Raw genomic sequence first — 21478 nt, forward strand, 5'->3', positions numbered from 1 at the left:
CAACGTCACGGTTGACGTCGAGCTGATCGTTCCGATCGCGATGGAAGAAAAGCTTCGCTTCGCTATCCGCGAAGGCGGCCGTACCGTCGGCGCCGGCATCGTGGCAAGCATCGTCGAGTAATTCAAGAATTATTCTTGATTGGAAGGGCCCCGCCGGCAACGGCGGGGCCCTTTTCTTTGCGCGATCCAGCCTCAAATATCTAAGTCACCCGCTGGAGACAGGGGCGTCTTCACTTCGCGCACGCGCCTTGCAAAGCCCGCGCCCTGCAAAGCCCGCGCCTTGCAAAGAATGTCCATCACGAACTCGGTTTTGCCCCCGCTGTAATAGTTCCAATCGCCTCTCGCTTCCGCGGCGAGCCGACGCTTCAGCGCGGCATAGGCAATCACCGCTTCAGGGTGCTCGCGTAAATAATCACGGAAGATCAGGCGTTTCGCGTGCACGTCATTGCCTGCCGCGCATAGATAGAGACGTGTGCCATAGGGCATTTCGTCCCTGGTGAAGGTCCAGGTTCCCTGATCATAGGGGTCTCCGTGGAAGGTATATTCGCCGGATGTTCTGATCCGTTCGATGGCGAATGGGAGTTCGTCCTCCGACGCGAATACTGCATCGATGTCGATTCTCGGCTTCGAGGCGAGCCCGGGAATGGAAGTGCTGCCGAAATGATGAATTTCGGGGTTGAAAGGCAGCAGGGCAGCGATGGACCGTCGTCGCATCTCGAATAGGAGTGGCCAGCTGGAATCGTGTTCCACGATGGTTATATCGTGCATCCTGTTCGCTCCGATGATTGCGCATATCTCCAACGGGTGACATGTGCCACCACGCGACTATCACGCAGCTCGCAACGCGAAAGTCTTGGTCTCGTACGCCCCGACCAACAAATTTGAATCAGCACTCTCGACGGACAGGAAAACACGCCTTAATTAGGCCAACTTGTCTCAGCGGTTATGCAAATGTTTTCTGGTGTGTTTCGCACAAGATTTGCAAAGGCGCACCGAATCCGGTCTATTAGTTGCTGATCATAGTCTAGGGGAAAAGCATGAGAGATGATGTCGCACGTATTTTTGTCGGTTTCGATTCGAAAGAGGTCGTTGCCTACCATGTTCTGAGCCAGAGCATTATCGAGCACTCGTCGATTCCGGTTGCTTTCTCCCCGATCGTGCTGAGCAACCTCGGCAGCTTCTTCACCCGCGAGCGGAACGCGCTGCAATCGACCGAATTTTCGTTCTCCCGCTTCCTCGTTCCCTTCCTCAGTAACTTCGAGGGCTGGAGCATCTTCATGGATTGCGACATGCTCGCCCGCGCCGATATTGCCGAGCTCTGGAAGCTGCGCGACGACCGCTACGCGGCCATGTGCGTGAAGCATGATTATCAGCCGAAGATCGAGACGAAATTTCTCGGCCAGACACAGACCAAGTACGAGAAGAAGAACTGGTCGAGCATGATCCTTTTCAACAACGCCAAGTGTAGGGCGTTGACGCAGGAATACGTGAACACTGCAACGGGCCTGCAGCTCCATCAGTTCAAGTGGCTGGAAAGCGATGATCAGATCGGTGAGATCCCGGTCGTGTGGAATTATCTCGTCAACGAATACGACCATCGTCCGGATGCGAAGATCGTGCATTTCACCGATGGCGGTCCCTATTTCGACGAGTATCGCAATGACGACTATGCGGACGAGTGGTTCGCAATGCGCGACCGCGTTCTCTCGGTTCAGCAGAAGTAACGAGATTGGATAAGGCGTGACAGCGCAGAGCGGGATTGCGGAAAGGGGCGTCTCCGCGGCAGGCGCCGCCAGCGGCTTGTCGTCGATCGATGAATGGCGGACCGTTCTGTCCGCCTTTTCCCATATTGTTCTGGTCGCCAATAGCGACGTGGTCGATATCGATGCGATCCAGTCGCAGTTTCCGCCGACCGCGCTCTTTGTCTTCTTTAATAAAGTCTACAAGGTGCTCGATCGGCCCTTTCACGGCCACTCGCTGCTGGTCTCGCGCGGTCAGCCGCGCGGGGCGAACATCGTCTATCGAGACGAGGTTGGCGAGGTCTTAAAATTCTTTCCGAAAGACCAGTTTCTCGGAATCATGAACATACGGCTGAACACAGAAGAGAAACTGAACGCGGCCGCCGACTTCCAGGGTGCGCCGGTCGGTCATCTCGATCTGACCGGCTTTTGCAGCGAGTTTTATACCGAGGGCAAGACGCCGACCAGCGGCTTTGTCATGGCTGTGTGGCTGAGCGGTTTGAAATTGCAAAGCCCCATCTTCCTTGCAGGATTTTCAGCCAGACGCACCGAAAAATGGCGGGTCGTCTCCGTTCACGACTGGAGCTTCGAGCAGACGTTTCTTCGTCTTTTTGCGCGGCTGGGTAAAATCCACATCCATGGCGGCGTATCGTCCAATGCCTACGCCAAACTGGCAGAGCGGTTTCCTGAAATTCCTCCGGGCGAGATCGCGCTTGCCGCCGCGGAAGTATTGTCGGAGCGATTGGGCAATGCCGATGCCGAAGTGGATAAATTGATATCGCTGACGGGCGTGCTTCGTGATTTCGATAATTTTCTCCGGCGGCTGAAGCCATCTTTCCTCAAGCGCAAGCCACCCAAGACCGGGCAGGGCGGGGCGGAAGGCTAGACGAACGGCGGGTCCGCGCCGTTCTTGGGCGTGGAGCACTGGCGAACGACCTCCGGAAACAGGCCTTGGAAGGCAGAAGCCTGTATATCGATTTGAAAAAACGAAAAACGGGTCTTGCCAATCCGTTCGGCGCATCTTAAAGGGAGCGCCATGCTTCTGACGAGAGCGAGGCGATTGCGCCGGCGTCGAGTTGAAAGCGAATAGGGGTATAGCTCAGCTGGTAGAGCGACGGTCTCCAAAACCGTAGGCCGGGGGTTCGAGCCCCTCTGCCCCTGCCATTTCCAATTTGTCCAGCGCGGTCGTTTCGCTGCTTTTCCGATTGGAAAATCTGCCGCATCGTCGGCAAATGTCGCTGAATGTCGATTACCTCTTGTTAAATTGGGAATCGGTGTTTATGTAGGGGTTCAACAGACACGCGGTGCGTGGGGCTGAGATATTCAGCTTTACGCGCCGTAATTGCGTGGGCAGTCAATGGCATCCAAATCGAATCCGCTTACGTTTCTGCAGCAGGTACGCTCCGAGACGTTGAAAGTTACTTGGCCGTCGCGCCGCGAGACGATGATCTCGACGGTTATGGTTTTGGTCATGGTTGTCTTTGCCGCTCTGTTTTTCTTTGCCGCAGACCAGCTTATCGGCTGGATTCTCGGTTACGTGCTGCAGACCAGCAACTAATATCGGGTGGAGATGAAGATGGCGGCACGTTGGTACATCGTCCACGCATATTCGAATTTTGAAAAGAAGGTCGCTGAGGACATCGAGAACAAGGCTCGCCAGAAGGGGCTTGAGCACTTGTTCGAGAAGATCCTCGTTCCGACCGAAAAGGTGGTGGAAGTGCGTCGCGGCCGCAAGGTCGATAGCGAGCGCAAGTTTTTCCCGGGCTACGTCATGGTTCGTGCGAACCTCACGGATGAGGCCTATCACCTGATCAAGAACACACCGAAGGTGACCGGCTTCCTCGGCTCCGACAATAAGCCGGTTCCGATTCCGGATTCTGAGGCCGATCGTATTCTTGGCCAGGTTCAAGAAGGCGTCGAGCGGCCGAAGGCTTCGGTTTCTTTCGAGATCGGCGAGCAGGTTCGCGTTTCCGATGGTCCGTTCGCCTCGTTCAACGGCACTGTTCAGGATGTCGACGAAGAGCGCTCGCGCCTGAAGGTGGAAGTTTCGATTTTCGGCCGCGCTACGCCGGTCGAGCTGGAATACGCTCAGGTCGAAAAGGTCTGAGTTCGAAAGTAAGTAAATCTTTACTTACTTTCCCGCGGCTTGAGGGTCACTCGGTGATCCCAGGCCGCGAAATCGCGTGGAAGGTGAGGGCGCCTTAGCCGGGCCCTGATATCCGCACCACGCAACCGCAGCCGCCGGAGCGATCCGGCAAAATGGGCCGGGCAACCGGTCGAACATGAAAGGCAGAGAGATATGGCTAAGAAAGTTGCAGGCCAGCTCAAGCTTCAGGTCAAGGCAGGATCGGCTAACCCGTCCCCGCCAATCGGCCCGGCGCTTGGTCAGCGTGGCATTAACATCATGGAATTCTGCAAGGCGTTCAATGCCGCCACGCAGGAAATGGAAAAGGGCATGCCGATCCCGGTCGTCATCACCTATTACCAGGACAAGTCCTTCACTTTCGCGATGAAGCAGCCTCCGGTCAGCTACTGGCTGAAGAAGGAAGCGAAGATCACCTCGGGTTCGAAGACCCCGGGCAAGGGCGCAAAGGCTGGTACTCTCACCAAGGCTCAGATCAAGACGATCGCTGAAGCTAAGATGAAGGACCTCAATGCTGCCGATATCGAAGGCGCAATGGCCATGATCGAGGGCTCCGCCCGCGCCATGGGCCTGGAAGTGGTGGCATAACATGGTAAAGCTTGCAAAGCGTATCCAGAAGACCCGTGAAGGCATCGATCCGACGAAGCTCGTCGCCCTGACGGACGCCATCGGCCTCGTGAAGGCTCGCGCGATCGCCAAGTTCGACGAGACGATCGAAATCGCCATGAACCTCGGCGTCGATCCGCGTCACGCTGACCAGATGGTCCGCGGCGTGGTCAACCTGCCGAACGGCACGGGCCGTGACGTTCGCGTCGCCGTCTTCGCTCGTGGCGCCAAAGCTGATGAAGCCAAGGCTGCCGGTGCTGACGTCGTTGGCGCAGAAGACCTCGTTGAAATCGTCCAGGGCGGCAAGATCGACTTCGATCGCTGCATCGCGACCCCGGACATGATGCCGCTCGTCGGCCGTCTCGGTAAGGTTCTCGGCCCGCGCGGCATGATGCCGAACCCGAAGGTCGGAACGGTTACGATGGACGTCGCTGGTGCCGTCAAGGCTTCCAAGGGTGGCGCTGTTGAGTTCCGTGTCGAAAAGGCTGGTATCATTCACGCCGGCATCGGCAAGGCATCCTTCGATGCCAAGGCACTGGAAGAAAACATCCTTGCCTTCGCCGACGCCGTCATCAAGGCGAAGCCGGCTGGCGCAAAGGGCAACTACGTCAAGCGCGTAGCGATCTCTTCGACGATGGGTCCGGGCGTCAAGATCGAGCCGTCGACGGTTACGGCTCCGGGCGCTTAATTATTTTGGCAGGCCTACGGGCCTGCTTTTCAAGAATTCCCGGCCTTTCGGGGCCGGGATATCCGGAGAAATCCGGAAATTCCTGTCCGAGATTGCAGGTGGTTTTCCCTTAATCACTTGGCCTGCATGAGACGGGTAAGACCCGAATTTTAAGAAGCAATGCTTCGATGGACTCGGTTCGAGCCTTGGATGCCTTGTGCCTTCGGCCTTTCCGGCGCGAAGCGCGAGGGGACAGGATCCTCAAGCGTCGCTTGGGATCTCACTTGATCCCAGGAGGCAAAGGCAACCCCGGCAGGCCCGTTCGCGGTCCTGTCTACTGGAGAAAAGCAGTGGAAAGAGCGGAAAAACGCGAATTCGTCACGGAACTGAACGAAGTCTTCAAGGCTTCGGGCTCGGTTGTCGTGGCCCACTATGCTGGTGCTACAGTTGCGCAGATGAACGACTTCCGTTCGAAGATGCGCGCTGCTGGCGGCACTATCAAAGTCGCGAAGAACCGCCTGGCCAAAATTGCTCTTCAAGGTACGGAAGCGGAAGGGATTTCCAATCTCTTCACCGGTCAGACGCTGATTGCATTCAGCGCCGATCCGATCACCGCTCCGAAGGTCGTCGTGGATTTCGCCAAGACCAACGACAAGATCGTTGTTCTGGGCGGCGCCATGGGAACAACCACGCTCAACGCCGAAGGTGTCAAGTCGCTTGCGACCCTGCCTTCGCTGGACGAGCTGCGTGCGAAGCTGCTGGGCATGATCCAGACGCCGGCTACCCGCATCGCAGGTGTGGTTGCAGCACCGGCAAGTCAGCTTGCTCGCGTGTTCTCGGCCTACGCCAAGAAGGACGAAGCCGCGTAAGGCGGTTTTTCGCTGTTCATATCAACCCAGTTCGAACCGAACAAAAGGAACTACAAAATGGCTGATCTCGTAAAGATCGTTGAAGACCTCTCTGCACTGACCGTTCTGGAAGCTGCTGAGCTTTCCAAGATGCTCGAAGAAAAGTGGGGCGTTTCCGCCGCTGCTCCGGTAGCTGTTGCTGCTGCTGGCGGCGCTGGTGGCGCTGCTGCCCCGGTTGAAGAAGAAAAGACCGAGTTCGACGTCATCCTCACGGAAGCTGGCGCCAACAAGATCAACGTCATCAAGGAAGTCCGCGCCATCACCGGTCTCGGCCTCAAGGAAGCCAAGGACCTCGTCGAAGGCGCTCCGAAGGCTGTCAAGGAAGGCGTTTCCAAGGCTGAAGCTGCTGACATCAAGAAGAAGCTTGAAGATGCCGGCGCAAAGGCCGACGTCAAGTAATCTTGAAACTGCTTTTGGGAGATGGCTTTACGCCGTCTCCCATTTGCCGTTTTTCCGAACGAATTACCCAAAAGCCGCATGAAACCGGCTTTTGGGTAATGGGTTCTTCAAGAGGATGGTCTCGAACTGAAACGCAAGGCAATCCGGCCGTGCCGTTTTGGGAAGTGGGACGAGATTGAACTACTCATTGATTGACGGGGTCGACTGGCCATCGGTTCCCGTCCGTTGCAGGCCCGGATGCAATTTTGAAGGAGCGACGATGGCTCAGACCCTTTCGTTCAATGGTCGTAGGCGCGTACGCAAGTTTTTTGGTAAGATCCCCGAAGTCGCAGAAATGCCGAACCTCATCGAGGTTCAGAAGGCGTCCTACGACCAGTTTCTCATGGTTGAAGAACCCAAGGGCGGTCGCCCTGAAGAAGGCCTGCAGGCCGTCTTCAAGTCGGTCTTCCCGATCACCGATTTCTCCGGCGCTTCCATGCTGGAGTTCGTATCCTACGAATTCGAGCCGCCGAAGTTCGACGTCGACGAGTGCCGCCAGCGCGACCTGACCTACGCCGCGCCGCTGAAGGTTACTCTCCGTCTTATCGTGTTCGATATCGACGAGGATACCGGTGCGAAGTCCATCAAGGACATCAAGGAACAGAGCGTTTACATGGGCGACATGCCGCTCATGACCAACAACGGTACGTTCATCGTGAACGGCACCGAGCGCGTTATCGTGTCCCAGATGCACCGTTCGCCGGGTGTCTTCTTCGACCACGACAAGGGCAAGAGCCATTCTTCGGGCAAGCTGCTCTTTGCTGCCCGCGTCATCCCTTACCGCGGTTCCTGGCTCGATATCGAATTCGACGCCAAGGATATTGTCTATGCCCGTATCGACCGTCGCCGCAAGATTCCGGTGTCGTCGCTGCTGATGGCGCTCGGCATGGACGGCGAAGAAATCCTGTCGACCTTCTATACGAAGTCCGATTACCAGCGTGACGGCAATGGCTGGCGCATTCCCTTCCAGCCTGAAACGCTGAAGGGTGCCAAGACCGTTTCCGACATGATCGACGCCGATACCGGCGAAGTTGTTGTCGAAGGCGGCAAGAAGCTGACCCCGCGTCTGCTCCGCCAGCTGCAGGAAAAGGGTCTCAAGGCGCTGAAGGCGACCGACGAAGATCTCTATGGCAACTATCTCGCCGAAGACGTCGTCAACTACCAGACGGGTGAAATCTATCTGGAAGCCGGTGACGAGATCGACGAGAAGTCGTTGGCCGTAATCCTCAAGGCTGAACTCCAGGAAATCCCGGTTCTCGGCATCGACCACATCAATGTCGGCGCCTACATCCGCAACACGCTGGCCGTAGACAAGAACGAGAACCGTCAGGACGCTCTTTTCGACATCTACCGCGTGATGCGTCCGGGTGAGCCGCCGACGATGGATTCGGCTGAAGCCATGTTCAACTCGCTGTTCTTCGACGCAGAGCGCTACGACCTCTCCGCCGTCGGCCGCGTGAAGATGAACATGCGCCTCGACCTCGACGTCGAAGACACCGTTCGCATCCTGCGCAAGGACGACATCCTGGCCGTCGTCAAGATGCTGGTCGAACTGCGCGACGGCAAGGGCGAGATCGACGACATCGACAACCTCGGCAACCGTCGTGTTCGCTCCGTCGGCGAATTGATGGAGAACCAGTACCGTCTCGGCCTGCTGCGCATGGAGCGCGCGATCAAGGAACGCATGTCCTCGATCGAAATCGACACGGTCATGCCGCAGGACCTGATCAACGCCAAGCCGGCGGCAGCTGCCGTCCGCGAATTCTTCGGCTCCTCGCAGCTGTCGCAGTTCATGGACCAGGTGAACCCGCTGTCGGAAATCACGCACAAGCGTCGTCTTTCGGCTCTCGGCCCGGGCGGTCTGACCCGCGAACGCGCCGGCTTCGAAGTCCGCGACGTGCATCCGACGCACTACGGTCGTATTTGCCCGATCGAAACGCCGGAAGGCCCGAACATCGGTCTGATCAACTCGCTGGCGACGTTCGCTCGCGTCAACAAGTACGGCTTCATCGAAAGCCCCTACCGTCGCATCATCGACGGCAAGGTGACCAACGATGTGCTCTACCTCTCCGCTATGGAAGAGGCGAAGTACTATGTTGCCCAGGCCAACGCAGAGCTCAACGCTGACGGCTCATTCGTCGAAGAATTCGTCGTTTGCCGTCATGCCGGCGAAGTCATGCTCGCTCCGCGCGACAACATCAACCTGATGGACGTCTCGCCGAAGCAGCTGGTTTCGGTCGCTGCGGCTCTGATCCCGTTCCTGGAGAACGACGACGCCAACCGCGCTCTCATGGGCTCGAACATGCAGCGTCAGGCAGTTCCGCTGCTGCGCGCCGAAGCTCCGTTCGTCGGCACCGGCATGGAGCCGGTCGTCGCTCGCGACTCCGGTGCTGCTATCGGTGCTCGCCGAGGCGGTGTTGTCGACCAGGTCGACGCGACCCGTATCGTTATCCGCGCTACCGAAGACCTCGATCCGTCGAAGTCAGGCGTCGATATCTACCGCCTGATGAAGTTCCAGCGTTCGAACCAGAACACCTGCGTCAACCAGCGTCCGCTGGTGACAGTCGGTGATGTGGTCAACAAGGGCGACATCCTGGCTGACGGTCCGTCGACTGATCTCGGCGATCTCGCCCTCGGCCGGAACGTGCTCGTCGCGTTCATGCCGTGGAACGGCTACAACTACGAAGACTCGATCCTGCTCTCCGAGCGTATCGTTGCTGACGACGTGTTCACCTCCATCCACATCGAAGAGTTCGAAGTGATGGCGCGTGACACCAAGCTTGGTCCGGAAGAAATCACGCGCGACATTCCGAACGTTTCGGAAGAAGCGCTGAAGAACCTCGACGAAGCCGGCATCGTCTACATCGGCGCCGAAGTTCAGCCGGGCGATATCCTCGTCGGCAAGATCACGCCGAAGGGCGAAAGCCCGATGACGCCGGAAGAAAAGCTTCTGCGCGCCATCTTCGGCGAAAAGGCGTCCGACGTTCGCGACACCTCCATGCGCATGCCGCCCGGTACCTACGGTACGGTCGTCGAAGTTCGCGTCTTCAACCGCCACGGCGTTGAGAAGGACGAACGCGCAATGGCGATCGAACGCGAAGAAATCGAGCGTCTCGCCAAGGACCGCGACGACGAGCAGGCGATCCTCGACCGTAACGTCTACGGCCGTCTGATCGACATGCTGCGCGGCCAGGTCTCGGTTGCCGGTCCGAAGGGCTTCAAGAAGGGCACCGAGCTTTCGAACTCGGTCGTTTCGGAATATCCCCGCTCGCAGTGGTGGATGTTCGCCGTCGAGGACGAGAAGGTGCAGGGCGAAATCGAAGCGCTCCGCGGCCAGTACGACGAATCCAAGTCGCGCCTTGAACAGCGCTTCATGGACAAGGTCGAAAAGGTCCAGCGCGGCGACGAAATGCCTCCGGGTGTCATGAAGATGGTCAAGGTCTTCGTCGCTGTGAAGCGCAAGATCCAGCCGGGCGACAAGATGGCAGGACGTCACGGCAACAAGGGTGTCGTCTCGCGCATCATGCCGGCCGAAGACATGCCGTTCCTCGAAGACGGAACGCATGTCGACATCGTGCTGAACCCGCTCGGCGTGCCTTCGCGCATGAACGTCGGCCAGATCCTGGAGACGCATCTGGGCTGGGCTTGCGCCGGCATGGGCAAGCAGATCGGCGAGCTTTTGGAAGCCTACAAGGCAGGCGGCAACATCGAGCCGCTGCGTGCGACGATCGACATGGTCGCCGGCGAAGGCCCGAAGAGCGACGAGGTCCGTGAGTATGACGACGACTCCGTCGTCCGTCTGGCCGATCAGTGGAAGCGTGGCGTGTCCATCGCGACCCCGGTCTTCGACGGTGCCGGCGAAGCTGACGTCAACCACATGCTGGCGATGGCAGGTCTCAAGGAGACCGGTCAGTCGACGCTGTACGACGGTCGTACCGGCGAGCAGTTCGACCGCCAGGTTACGGTTGGCTACATCTACATGCTGAAGCTGAACCACTTGGTCGACGACAAGATCCACGCTCGTTCGATCGGTCCTTACTCGCTCGTTACCCAGCAGCCGCTGGGCGGCAAGGCGCAGTTCGGCGGCCAGCGTTTCGGCGAAATGGAAGTCTGGGCGCTCGAAGCTTACGGTGCGGCTTACACGCTGCAGGAAATGCTCACGGTCAAGTCGGACGACGTTGCCGGCCGTACCAAGGTCTACGAAGCGATCGTCCGTGGCGACGATACTTTCGAAGCGGGTATTCCGGAAAGCTTCAACGTTCTGGTCAAGGAAATGCGTTCGCTGGGTCTCAGCGTCGAACTGGAAAACTCCAAGGTCGACGAGCAGCAGGCGACACAGCTTCCTGACGCGGCCGAATAACCATCGATAGGGTGTGCGCTGTTCATGACGGCGCACACCGTTCCCGCCGATGGCCGCTCTTGGCAGTCGGCTCGGCAGGGACGATTTCGCCGCATTTTGCGGTTATTCTGGTTTTAAGGCGAGGGGGCGGCTCCCGGGATTTGCTGCTACCCATCGCATTTTGAGGGCGTCACGCCCAAGAAGGAGACAGGCATGAACCAAGAGGTCATGAATCTTTTCAATCCGCAGGTGCCTGCACAGAACTTCGACTCGATCCGCATCTCTATCGCTTCGCCGGAGAAGATCCTCTCCTGGTCGTACGGCGAGATCAAGAAGCCGGAGACGATCAACTACCGCACGTTCAAGCCGGAACGCGACGGTCTTTTCTGCGCGCGTATCTTCGGACCGATCAAGGACTACGAATGCCTGTGCGGCAAGTACAAGCGCATGAAGTACAAGGGCATTATCTGCGAAAAGTGCGGCGTCGAAGTCACGCTGTCGCGCGTTCGCCGTGAGCGCATGGGCCATATCGAGCTCGCTGCTCCCGTTGCCCATATCTGGTTCCTGAAGTCGCTGCCGAGCCGCATCTCCACGCTGCTCGACATGACGCTGAAGGATGTCGAGCGCGTTCTCTATTTCGAGCACTACATCGTCACCGAGCCGGGCCTGACCGCGCTCAAGGAGCACCAGCTCCTGACGGAAGAAGAGTACATGCTCGCCGTCGACGAATATGGCGAAGACCAGTTCACCGCCATGATCGGCGCTGAAGCGATCTACGAAATGCTGGCCTCGATGAACCTCGAGAAGATCGCCGGCGACCTGCGTTCGGATCTTGCCGACACCACGTCGGATCTGAAGCAGAAGAAGCTGATGAAGCGCCTGAAGATCGTCGAGAACTTCCTGGAGTCGGGTAACCGTCCGGAATGGATGATCATGAAGGTCGTTCCGGTCATCCCGCCGGACCTGCGCCCGCTGGTTCCACTGGACGGCGGCCGTTTCGCGACGTCGGATCTGAACGATCTCTATCGCCGCGTCATCAACCGTAACAACCGCCTGAAGCGCCTCATCGAGCTTCGTGCGCCCGGCATCATCATCCGCAACGAAAAGCGCATGCTGCAGGAATCTGTAGACGCGCTCTTCGACAACGGCCGCCGCGGCCGCGTCATCACCGGCGCCAACAAGCGTCCGCTGAAGTCGCTCTCCGACATGCTCAAGGGCAAGCAGGGCCGCTTCCGTCAGAACCTGCTCGGCAAGCGCGTCGACTATTCCGGCCGTTCGGTCATCGTGACCGGTCCGGAACTGAAGCTGCATCAGTGCGGTCTTCCGAAGAAGATGGCGCTCGAACTCTTCAAGCCGTTCATCTACGCCCGCCTCGACGCAAAGGGTTATTCCTCGACCGTCAAGCAGGCCAAGAAGCTGGTCGAAAAGGAAAAGCCGGAAGTCTGGGATATCCTCGACGAGGTCATCCGCGAGCATCCGGTTCTTCTGAACCGCGCTCCGACGCTGCACCGCCTGGGCATCCAGGCCTTCGAACCCACGCTGGTGGAAGGCAAGGCCATCCAGCTGCACCCGCTCGTCTGCACGGCCTTCAACGCCGACTTCGACGGTGACCAGATGGCCGTTCACGTGCCGCTGTCGCTCGAAGCTCAGCTCGAAGCCCGCGTTCTGATGATGTCGACGAACAACATCCTGCATCCGGCAAACGGCGCACCGATCATCGTTCCGTCGCAGGACATGGTTCTCGGCCTCTACTACCTCGCGATCATGAACCAGAACGAGCCGGGCGAAGGCATGGCCTTCTCCGATCTCGGCGAGCTGCATCACGCTCTCGAAAACAAGATCGTAACGCTGCACACCAAGATCCGCGGCCGCTTCAAGTCGATCGACGAGGAAGGCAAGTCCTACTCGAAGATCTACGAAACGACCCCGGGCCGTCTGCTCATTGGCGAACTCCTGCCGAAGAACGGCAAGGTGACCTTCGACATCTGCAACCAGGAAATGACCAAGAAGAACATCTCCAAGATGATCGACACGGTCTACCGTCATTGCGGCCAGAAGGACACGGTCATCTTCTGCGACCGCATCATGCAGCTCGGCTTCGCCCATGCCTGCCGCGCCGGCATCTCGTTCGGCAAGGACGACATGGTCATTCCGGCTACCAAGGCGAAAATCGTCAACGACACGGAAAACCTGGTCAAGGAATACGAGCAGCAGTACAACGACGGCCTCATCACCCAGGGTGAAAAGTACAACAAGGTTGTCGACGCCTGGGGTAAGGCAACGGAAAAGGTCGCCGAAGACATGATGGCCCGCATTAAGGCCGTCGAGTTCGACGAAAAGACCGGTCGCCAGAAGCCGATGAACGCGATCTACATGATGTCCCACTCGGGCGCCCGCGGTTCTCCGAACCAGATGCGTCAGTTGGGCGGCATGCGCGGCCTCATGGCCAAGCCGTCGGGCGAAATCATTGAGACGCCGATCATCTCGAACTTCAAGGAAGGCCTGACCGTTAACGAGTACTTCAACTCGACGCACGGCGCCCGTAAGGGTCTGGCAGACACCGCCTTGAAGACCGCGAACTCCGGTTACCTCACCCGCCGTCTCGTCGACGTCGCACAGGATTGCATCGTCAACCTGGTCGATTGCGGCACCGACAAGGGCCTGACCATGACCGCCATCGTCGATGCCGGTCAGGTCGTTGCCTCGCTCGGCGCCCGTATCCTCGGTCGTACCGCGCTGGATGACATCGATCATCCGGTCACCGGTGAGCGCCTGGTCGATGCCGGCAAGATGATCCTCGAGCCCGATGTCATCGAAATCGAGAAGGCCGGTATTCAGTCGATCCGCATCCGCTCGGCTCTGACCTGCGAAGTTCAGACCGGCGTCTGCTCGATCTGCTACGGCCGCGACCTTGCTCGCGGTACGCCGGTCAACATGGGTGAAGCTGTCGGCGTCATCGCCGCTCAGTCGATCGGTGAACCCGGTACCCAGCTGACCATGCGTACCTTCCACTTGGGCGGTACTGCAAACGTGGTCGACCAGTCGTTCCTGGAAGCCTCGTACGAAGGTACGGTGCAGATCAAGAACCGCAACATGCTGCGCAACTCCGATGGCAGCCTCGTTGCCATGGGCCGCAACATGGCCATCCAGATCCTGGATGAGCGTGGCGTCGAGCGTTCGTCGCAGCGCGTCGCTTACGGTTCGAAGATCTATGTCGATGATGCCGACAAGGTGAAGCGCGGTCAGCGTCTGGCGGAGTGGGATCCTTACACCCGCCCGGTCATGACGGAAGTTGCCGGTACGGTGCAGTTCGAAGACGTCGTCGACGGTCTCTCCGTTCTCGAAGCGACCGACGAATCCACGGGTATCACCAAGCGTCAGGTTATCGACTGGCGTTCGACCCCGCGTGGTTCGGACCTCAAGCCGGCCATCGTCATCAAGGACGCCAGCGGCAATGTCGCCAAGCTGTCCCGTGGTGGTGACGCCCGCTTCCTGCTCTCGGTCGACGCGATCCTGTCGGTCGAACCCGGCCAGAAGGTCTCCCAGGGTGACGTTCTTGCTCGTTCGCCGCTCGAAAGCGCCAAGACCAAGGACATCACCGGTGGTCTGCCGCGCGTTGCCGAACTGTTCGAAGCCCGTCGTCCGAAGGACCATGCCATCATCGCTGAGATCGATGGTACGATCCGCCTCGGCCGCGACTACAAGAACAAGCGTCGCGTCATCATCGAGCCGGCGGAAGACGGCGTCGAGCCTGTCGAATACCTGATCCCGAAGGGCAAGCCCTTCCATCTTCAGGATGGCGACTATATCGAAAAGGGTGACTACATCCTCGACGGTAACCCGGCACCGCACGACATCCTGGCGATCAAGGGCGTGGAAGCCTTGGCTTCCTACCTCGTGAACGAAATCCAGGAAGTCTATCGTCTGCAGGGCGTTGTCATCAACGACAAGCACATCGAAGTCATCGTTCGCCAGATGCTGCAGAAGGTGGAAATCACCGATGCAGGTGACTCGACCTACATCGTCGGCGACAATGTCGACCGGATCGAGCTGGAAGACGTCAACGATCAGCTGATCGAAGAAGGCAAGAAGCCTGCCTACGGCGATCCGGTTTTGCTCGGCATCACCAAGGCGTCGCTGCAGACCCCGTCCTTCATCTCCGCCGCTTCCTTCCAGGAAACGACGAAGGTGCTGACGGAAGCGGCGATCGCCGGCAAGACCGACGGCCTGCAGGGTCTGAAGGAAAACGTCATCGTCGGCCGCCTCATCCCGGCCGGTACCGGTGGCACCATGACCCAGATCCGCCGCATCGCGACCGCTCGCGACGAGCTCATCCTCGAAGAGCGCCGCAAGGGCACCAATGCAGCTGTCGCAACGCCGATGTTGCAGGACATGAACGAGAATGTGCCGGCTGCCGAGTAATCGGTAGCTTTGCATCGTCAAGATTTGAGACCGCCCGGAGAAATCCGGGCGGTTTTGCTTTGTTTCGATCGCTCTGTTTCAGAGACGAGGCGTCGCGCCGTTAAGCAAAGTCGCGGCGACCGCGGCCATGACGAAGATGCCGAGGCAGATGAGGATGCCGACAATCTGCTGTCGCTTCTGAACTCGGGTCAGCTGCGGCTTGCCACAATGCGGGCAAATGCTGAGGCCGTCGGGAATCTCGGTTTCGCAGAAATGACAGGTCGCCATCGAAACGCTTCCTCGATGCTGCGGGTGCTATCTCGGCAGGCAACGATTTAGGGCGGCGAAGGTTCAGGCTGGCGGAAACGAAAAAGCCGCCGGAATGACCCGGCGGCTCGATTGTCACCAGTTGGAGACTGGTCTATTGCAGGCCGAGCTCGGTACGAAGTTCAGCCTTGGCGGCTTCGAATTCAGCCTTGTAGTCGTCGTGCTGCATGATCGTCTGGGCGATCGCGATGCCCGAGATGCGGCCGGCTTCGATGTCGCTGCGGTAGTGGATGCCGCCGATGACGCGGTTCCAGCCGAACTCCCAGGCGCGTGCCATGATCACGTCCTTCTTTTCCGGAATCATGTTCGAGAGAACGACGCCCATCAGCGTGCCGACCGTCGTGTGGCCCGACGGATAGGAGCCCGACTTGGAGAGCGGTACGACCGGCTTGACGAGATCGGGGTAGAGGAGGTGCGGACGCGTGCGCTTCCAGACATCCTTGGCCGGATCGACGACGGCCGCTTCGGTTTCGACGATGCGATCGAAGAAGGCCGAGAACTTCGGCAGATTTTCCTTGGTGAACTTCGGATTGTTGATCACGTCGGAATAACGCCAGATGTTCTCTTCGGCGTCGGCAACAGCGCGATCGACCATGGCAGGCGTGCGTGTGACCTGGATCGTCAGGATCTCGCCGACCTCTTCCTTGGTCTTGGCGGAATCATTGGCCGGTGGCGGCGGCAGAAGGTTGAGAAGGTTGACTTCCTTCGCGTCGGTAAAGGGCTTTGCCTTGGCATCCTCGGCCAGGACCGGCGCTGCGATGCTGACGGTAAAGGCGAGACCGATGGCGAAAAGACGAGCTAGATTTTGCATTTTTTGGACCCCATTTAAAGGTGCGTTACGCCCGGGGCCTAGCAAAAGAATGTTTTGGTCAGATGACAATTCGACCGCCGGCGCGGCGCGCATAGGGGAGGGCGCCGCGACACCGGAAAAGGTTAGCGAAAGCGGATGATCGCCACTTCGCCCTCAAGCACGCCCTGATAGGCTGAAGCGTGGGGCTCTTCCTCGGGCACCTCAGTCAGCATGCCGATCTGGTCGAGATCCGCCTCTATGAAGCCTTCCTCGGCCAGTGCATTCAGGGCTTCGCGCACAGCGGTGTCATCGTCAGGCGCTTTCAGCATTACATGCAGGTCGATGCCTTCGCCGCCGTCAGTCTCATATCCCTTGCCGATGATGATGAAGACCATCGGGCCATCATAGTTGTTGTCGTTATCGGGGGTGGCGATCATGGGTCTTCCTTCCTGGGACATGGGATGTCTATACCATCAAAAAATGCGGTTGCTCACTATATTCCGGCTGTGCCGCGCCGAATAGTAAACGCTCGGAAATGTCACAAACCGTTTCCGACATGACGAGGATTTCCTATCCGTTTAGGTGACCTTCTACGTCATATTGTCGGGTTAACAGGGCGGAGGTGCTCCGGCATGTTACTCGCCATGGGCGGTCAGCGTGTCCGGCCTTGCCTCACGGAGGGGAAGATGACCGTTTCCGATACAGCCGCAGCCGTTGGCGAAAAGAACGATTACTACGACAAGAGCTACTTCAAGAAGACGTTTGAGCATCAGCGCTATGCCGCATACTTCGATCGCTTGAAGTTTGATAAGTTCGTCGGTCCGTCGGATCGCGTGATCGATTTCGGTTGCGGTGGCGGTTATATCCTCTCCGGCCTTGACGTCAAGGAGAGGGTCGGTGTGGAGGTCAACGAGGCGGCTGCGGCTGCGGCTCGCAAGAACGGCATCAGGGTGTTCGGCAGCCTCGAGGAGATCGAGGACGGCTGGGCCGACGCCATCATCTCCCATCACGCGCTTGAGCACGTCGACGACCCCCTCGGCATGCTGCGGCTGATGTTCTCCAAGCTTCGAAAGGGCGGCAAGGTCGTGATCGTCACGCCGGACGAATCCTTCAAGATAAGGTACCGCGAGGACGATCCGAACTTCCACCTGTTCACCTGGTCGCCCAGCAATATCGGCAATCTGCTGAAGCGTGCCGGCTTCACCGGTATCAGCGCCTCGCCGATCCATCATCGCTGGCCGCGCTACTGGTGGATCATCGGCCCGATCGTCGGCAAGCGGCTGATGAACCTCATATGTATCGGGTACGGAAGGGTGATGACAGGCATCAGCCAAGTCAGGGGGGTCGGCTACAAGCCGTAATGCGTCGCTCTCTTCGCGATAGGCATCCCGGAACTGATTCCCGTGGCAGCGAGAGTGAGTCTCTTCTCCGGTACGTCGCGCATTGATTCTGGCGGGCGTGCGCTGTACACGGGGAGGAGAGGGTAGCCCGGCAATTCCCCCGTTTTGGGCGGGTTTCCAGGCGTTGCAGCCGGTTCCGGGCCAAGAATATTTGGCTAAACCACTTGACCTTTCGGCCTTTAACCAGTAGTACCCCCGCCATCAGATCCGATGTGAGGCTTGGCTGTTCGGGGCGACGCGCCCTGGAATACACCTCAAACAAGGTTCTATACGCACGTTGAAGACACAAATGCTGCACGCATGACGCAATCTTGCGTCCTCTGTTTTTCGGTGGTCCATCTGCGGAAGCGGATTGGGCCACGTTTTGCGCATTGGGAATGATCGTGTGTGACGTTGCCGGAGACGGTGAAGTGTGATGTCCGCGAGGGCGTTGAGAGAAGATTTTGTAAGGGATGGTTGAATGCCTACCGTAAACCAGTTGATCCGCAAGCCGCGCCAGGCGTCGGTTAAGCGCAACAAGGTTCCTGCACTGCAGGAAAACCCGCAGAAGCGCGGCGTTTGCACACGCGTCTACACCACGACGCCGAAGAAGCCGAACTCGGCTCTGCGTAAGGTCGCAAAGATCCGCCTGACCAACGGCTTCGAAGTCATTGGTTACATTCCCGGCGAAGGTCACAACCTTCAGGAGCACTCTGTCGTCATGATCCGTGGCGGCCGCGTGAAGGACCTTCCGGGTGTCCGTTACCACATCATCCGCGGCGTTCTCGATACCCAGGGTGTCAAGAATCGCAAGCAGCGCCGTTCGAAGTACGGTGCGAAGCGTCCGAAGTAATTTGGCTCCCGGTTTCCCTTGGGGAATCCGGTTTGAAATCAGGCGCTGCGCGAGGTTCTCCGCGTGGTAAAGCGTCAAAACAGATAAAGAGACGAGAAGTATGTCCCGACGTCATAAAGCAGAAAAGCGTGAGATCAATCCGGATCCGAAGTTCGGCGATTTGGTTGTCACGAAGTTCATGAATGCCATCATGCTGGACGGCAAGAAGTCCGTCGCAGAAAACATCGTCTACGGTGCATTCGACTCCGTACAGGGCAAGTCCAAGCAGGAGCCGCTCACGGTTTTCCATGCTGCGCTGGACAACATTGCTCCGCACGTTGAAGTCCGCTCGCGCCGCGTCGGTGGTGCGACCTACCAGGTTCCGGTCGACGTTCGTCCCGAGCGCCGTCAGGCTCTTGCTATTCGCTGGCTGATCGCTGCTGCGCGTAAGCGCAACGAGACGACCATGGTCGACCGCCTGTCGGGCGAACTTCTCGATGCATCCAACAACCGCGGCAGCGCGGTCAAGAAGCGCGAAGACACGCACAAGATGGCTGACGCCAACCGTGCATTCTCGCACTATCGCTGGTAATCGAACGGTATCAAAAGGCAGTCCAAATGGCTCGCGAATATAAAATCGAAGACTACCGCAATTTCGGTATCATGGCGCACATCGACGCCGGTAAGACCACGACCACCGAGCGTATTCTTTATTACACCGGCAAGTCGCACAAGATCGGCGAAGTCCACGACGGCGCAGCCACCATGGACTGGATGGAGCAGGAGCAGGAGCGTGGCATCACGATCACGTCCGCTGCGACCACGACCTTCTGGAAGGGCCGTGACGGCAAGATGCGCCGCTTCAACATCATCGACACTCCCGGCCACGTCGACTTCACCATCGAAGTCGAGCGTTCGCTGCGCGTTCTCGACGGTGCGATTGCTCTTCTCGACGCCAATGCAGGCGTAGAGCCGCAGACGGAAACCGTCTGGCGTCAGGCTGAGAAGTACAACGTTCCGCGCATGATCTTCTGCAACAAGATGGACAAGACCGGCGCTGACTTCTACCGCTCGGTCGAAATGATCAAGACCCGTCTCGGCGCAACGGCTGTCGTCATGCAGCTGCCGATCGGCGCTGAAACCGAGTTCAAGGGCGTTGTCGACCTGATCGAGATGAATGCTCTCGTCTGGCGCGATGAATCGCTCGGCGCTCAGTGGGACGTCGTCGAAATTCCGGATGACCTGAAGGCCAAGGCTGAAGAATATCGCGAAAAGCTGATCGAGACCGTTGTCGAGATCGACGAAGCCGCGATGGAGGCCTATCTCGAAGGCAACATGCCCGACAACGATCAGATTCGCGCGCTCGTTCGTCGCGGCACGATCGACGTCAAGTTCCACCCGATGTTCTGCGGCACCGCCTTCAAGAACAAGGGTGTGCAGCCGCTGCTCGACGCCGTTGTCGACTACCTGCCGTCGCCGCTCGACATTCCGGCGATCAAGGGCATCGACTTCAAGACCGAAGCTGAAATCGAGCGTCATGCTGATGACAGCGAGCCGTTGTCCATGCTGGCCTTCAAGATCATGAACGACCCCTTCGTTGGTTCGCTCACGTTCTGCCGCATCTACTCGGGCAAGCTCGAAAAGGGTTCGTCCGTCATGAACACGGTCAAGGACAAGCGCGAGCGCGTCGGCCGTATGCTGCAGATGCACTCCAACAGCCGTGAAGACATCGAAGAGGCCTTTGCAGGCGACATCGTTGCTCTCGCCGGCCTGAAGGAATCGACCACGGGTGATACGCTCTGCGATCCTCTGAAGCCGGTTATCCTCGAGCGCATGGAATTCCCCGAGCCGGTCATCCAGATCGCGATCGAGCCGAAGTCCAAGGGCGACCAGGAAAAGATGGGCCTCGCGCTCAACCGCCTGGCTGCCGAAGATCCGTCCTTCCGTGTGAAGACGGACCAGGAATCGGGCCAGACGATCATCGCCGGCATGGGCGAACTGCACCTCGACATCATCGTCGACCGCATGCGTCGCGAATTCAAGGTTGAAGCAAACGTCGGCGCGCCGCAGGTTGCTTACCGCGAAACGATCACGCGCCAGCACGAAGAAGACTACACGCACAAGAAGCAGTCCGGTGGTACCGGCCAGTTCGCGCGCGTCAAGATCGTCTTCGAACCGAACCCCGATGGCGAAGACTTCAAATTCGAATCCAAGATCGTCGGCGGTGCTGTTCCGAAGGAATACATCCCGGGCGTTCAGAAGGGTATCGAAAGCGTTCTGTCTTCCGGTCCGCTGGCTGGCTTCCCGATGCTCGGCGTCAAGGCGACGCTCATCGACGGCGCCTTCCACGACGTTGACTCGTCGGTCCTGGCGTTCGAAATCGCTTCTCGCGCCTGCTTCCGTGAAGCAGCCAAGAAGGCCGGCGCTCAGCTCCTCGAGCCGATGATGAAGGTCGAAGTCGTAACGCCGGAAGATTACGTCGGCGACGTCATCGGCGATCTGAACTCCCGTCGTGGTCAGATCCAGGGTCAGGAAACCCGCGGTATCGCTGTTGTCATCAGCGCCAACGTTCCGCTGGCAAACATGTTCAAGTACGTCGACAACCTGCGCTCCATGTCGCAGGGCCGCGCACAGTACACGATGACCTTCGATCACTACGCGCCGGTTCCGTCGAACGTCGCAACCGAAATCCAGGCAAAGTATTCCGGTCAGAAGTGACCGGAATACCAATTGACCGATAACAAGAATTAGCTCCCCTCGGGGAACTAGAAGAATGGAGAGCCGACATGGCAAAGAGTAAGTTTGAGCGCAACAAGCCGCACGTTAACATCGGCACGATTGGCCACGTTGACCACGGCAAGACGTCTCTGACGGCAGCGATCACGAAGTATTTCGGCGAGTTCAAGGCG

Annotated in this window: 19 protein-coding genes, 1 tRNA gene and 1 pseudogene; 17 read left to right on the plus strand and 4 right to left on the minus strand. The window is 58.5% G+C overall.

Going from position 1 to position 21478, the window contains the following annotated elements; all coding sequences use genetic code 11:
- Positions 1 to 121: pseudogene (gene tuf / locus DTW90_RS35655) on the plus strand (elongation factor Tu); the annotation flags it as partial.
- Between the two features lie 71 nt (positions 122 to 192).
- Here the strand turns inward: tuf and DTW90_RS35660 are convergent.
- The gene (locus tag DTW90_RS35660) at positions 193 to 768 is read right to left on the minus strand and encodes a GrpB family protein (protein WP_149344782.1); all 576 of its coding nucleotides are present in this window, start codon (positions 766 to 768) and stop codon (positions 193 to 195) included.
- A 269-nt stretch (positions 769 to 1037) separates the two neighbouring features.
- On the opposite strand from DTW90_RS35660, the gene DTW90_RS35665 reads away from it, so the two are divergent.
- From DTW90_RS35665 to rpoC, 11 genes are all read left to right on the plus strand, one after another.
- Complete coding sequence (locus DTW90_RS35665) at positions 1038 to 1724, plus strand: glycosyltransferase (RefSeq protein ID WP_132516709.1); 687 nt, start codon at positions 1038 to 1040, stop codon at positions 1722 to 1724.
- Positions 1725 to 1740: 16 nt separating this feature from the next.
- Positions 1741 to 2625, plus strand: a complete 885-nt coding sequence (locus DTW90_RS35670; protein ID WP_149344784.1) for a 3-deoxy-manno-octulosonate cytidylyltransferase — start codon at positions 1741 to 1743, stop codon at positions 2623 to 2625.
- A 202-nt stretch (positions 2626 to 2827) separates the two neighbouring features.
- Positions 2828 to 2903, plus strand: a tRNA-Trp gene (locus DTW90_RS35675).
- 193 nt (positions 2904 to 3096) lie between these two features.
- Positions 3097 to 3297 (plus strand): preprotein translocase subunit SecE, encoded by a 201-nt coding sequence (gene secE / locus DTW90_RS35680; protein ID WP_132516705.1) that lies wholly within the window; start codon positions 3097 to 3099, stop codon positions 3295 to 3297.
- 18 nt (positions 3298 to 3315) lie between these two features.
- Positions 3316 to 3846 (plus strand): transcription termination/antitermination protein NusG, encoded by a 531-nt coding sequence (nusG, locus tag DTW90_RS35685; protein WP_112390813.1) that lies wholly within the window; start codon positions 3316 to 3318, stop codon positions 3844 to 3846.
- Positions 3847 to 4038: 192 nt separating this feature from the next.
- Positions 4039 to 4470 carry a 50S ribosomal protein L11 gene (rplK, locus tag DTW90_RS35690; RefSeq protein WP_112741044.1) on the plus strand — a complete coding sequence of 144 codons (432 nt, stop codon included), beginning with the start codon at positions 4039 to 4041 and terminating at the stop codon, positions 4468 to 4470.
- A gap of 1 nt (position 4471) precedes the next feature.
- Positions 4472 to 5176, plus strand: a complete 705-nt coding sequence (gene rplA / locus DTW90_RS35695) for a 50S ribosomal protein L1 (RefSeq protein ID WP_132516703.1) — start codon at positions 4472 to 4474, stop codon at positions 5174 to 5176.
- A gap of 329 nt (positions 5177 to 5505) precedes the next feature.
- Complete coding sequence (gene rplJ, locus DTW90_RS35700; RefSeq protein WP_132516701.1) at positions 5506 to 6024, plus strand: 50S ribosomal protein L10; 519 nt, start codon at positions 5506 to 5508, stop codon at positions 6022 to 6024.
- Between the two features lie 57 nt (positions 6025 to 6081).
- Positions 6082 to 6462 carry a 50S ribosomal protein L7/L12 gene (gene rplL, locus DTW90_RS35705; RefSeq protein ID WP_132516699.1) on the plus strand — a complete coding sequence of 127 codons (381 nt, stop codon included), beginning with the start codon at positions 6082 to 6084 and terminating at the stop codon, positions 6460 to 6462.
- Between the two features lie 259 nt (positions 6463 to 6721).
- Positions 6722 to 10861 (plus strand): DNA-directed RNA polymerase subunit beta, encoded by a 4140-nt coding sequence (gene rpoB, locus DTW90_RS35710; protein WP_132516697.1) that lies wholly within the window; start codon positions 6722 to 6724, stop codon positions 10859 to 10861.
- A gap of 192 nt (positions 10862 to 11053) precedes the next feature.
- Complete coding sequence (rpoC, locus tag DTW90_RS35715) at positions 11054 to 15262, plus strand: DNA-directed RNA polymerase subunit beta' (protein WP_149344786.1); 4209 nt, start codon at positions 11054 to 11056, stop codon at positions 15260 to 15262.
- 78 nt (positions 15263 to 15340) lie between these two features.
- Here the strand turns inward: rpoC and DTW90_RS35720 are convergent, their stop codons facing one another.
- The 3 genes from DTW90_RS35720 to DTW90_RS35730 form a co-directional block, all read right to left on the minus strand.
- Complete coding sequence (locus DTW90_RS35720) at positions 15341 to 15529, minus strand: LITAF-like zinc ribbon domain-containing protein (RefSeq protein ID WP_149344788.1); 189 nt, start codon at positions 15527 to 15529, stop codon at positions 15341 to 15343.
- Positions 15530 to 15662: 133 nt separating this feature from the next.
- On the minus strand, positions 15663 to 16379 hold the full coding sequence (locus DTW90_RS35725) for a phosphatase PAP2 family protein (protein WP_149344790.1): 717 nt from the start codon (positions 16377 to 16379) through the stop codon (positions 15663 to 15665).
- Between the two features lie 122 nt (positions 16380 to 16501).
- Positions 16502 to 16795 (minus strand): transcriptional regulator, encoded by a 294-nt coding sequence (locus DTW90_RS35730; RefSeq protein WP_132516689.1) that lies wholly within the window; start codon positions 16793 to 16795, stop codon positions 16502 to 16504.
- Positions 16796 to 17044: 249 nt separating this feature from the next.
- On the opposite strand from DTW90_RS35730, the gene DTW90_RS35735 reads away from it, so the two are divergent.
- The 5 genes from DTW90_RS35735 to DTW90_RS35755 form a co-directional block, all read left to right on the plus strand.
- On the plus strand, positions 17045 to 17719 hold the full coding sequence (locus tag DTW90_RS35735; protein ID WP_188080180.1) for a class I SAM-dependent methyltransferase: 675 nt from the start codon (positions 17045 to 17047) through the stop codon (positions 17717 to 17719).
- Between the two features lie 499 nt (positions 17720 to 18218).
- The gene (gene rpsL / locus DTW90_RS35740; RefSeq protein ID WP_022719193.1) at positions 18219 to 18590 is read left to right on the plus strand and encodes a 30S ribosomal protein S12; all 372 of its coding nucleotides are present in this window, start codon (positions 18219 to 18221) and stop codon (positions 18588 to 18590) included.
- Positions 18591 to 18690: 100 nt separating this feature from the next.
- Complete coding sequence (rpsG, locus tag DTW90_RS35745; protein ID WP_132516685.1) at positions 18691 to 19161, plus strand: 30S ribosomal protein S7; 471 nt, start codon at positions 18691 to 18693, stop codon at positions 19159 to 19161.
- 26 nt (positions 19162 to 19187) lie between these two features.
- Positions 19188 to 21287, plus strand: a complete 2100-nt coding sequence (fusA, locus tag DTW90_RS35750) for an elongation factor G (RefSeq protein ID WP_149344794.1) — start codon at positions 19188 to 19190, stop codon at positions 21285 to 21287.
- A gap of 68 nt (positions 21288 to 21355) precedes the next feature.
- The coding region (locus DTW90_RS35755; protein ID WP_003578655.1) for a GTP-binding protein at positions 21356 to 21478 on the plus strand (123 nt) is incomplete at its 3' end.

The sequence above is a fragment of the Neorhizobium sp. P12A genome (assembly GCF_008365395.1).
Lineage (GTDB): Bacteria > Pseudomonadota > Alphaproteobacteria > Rhizobiales > Rhizobiaceae > Rhizobium.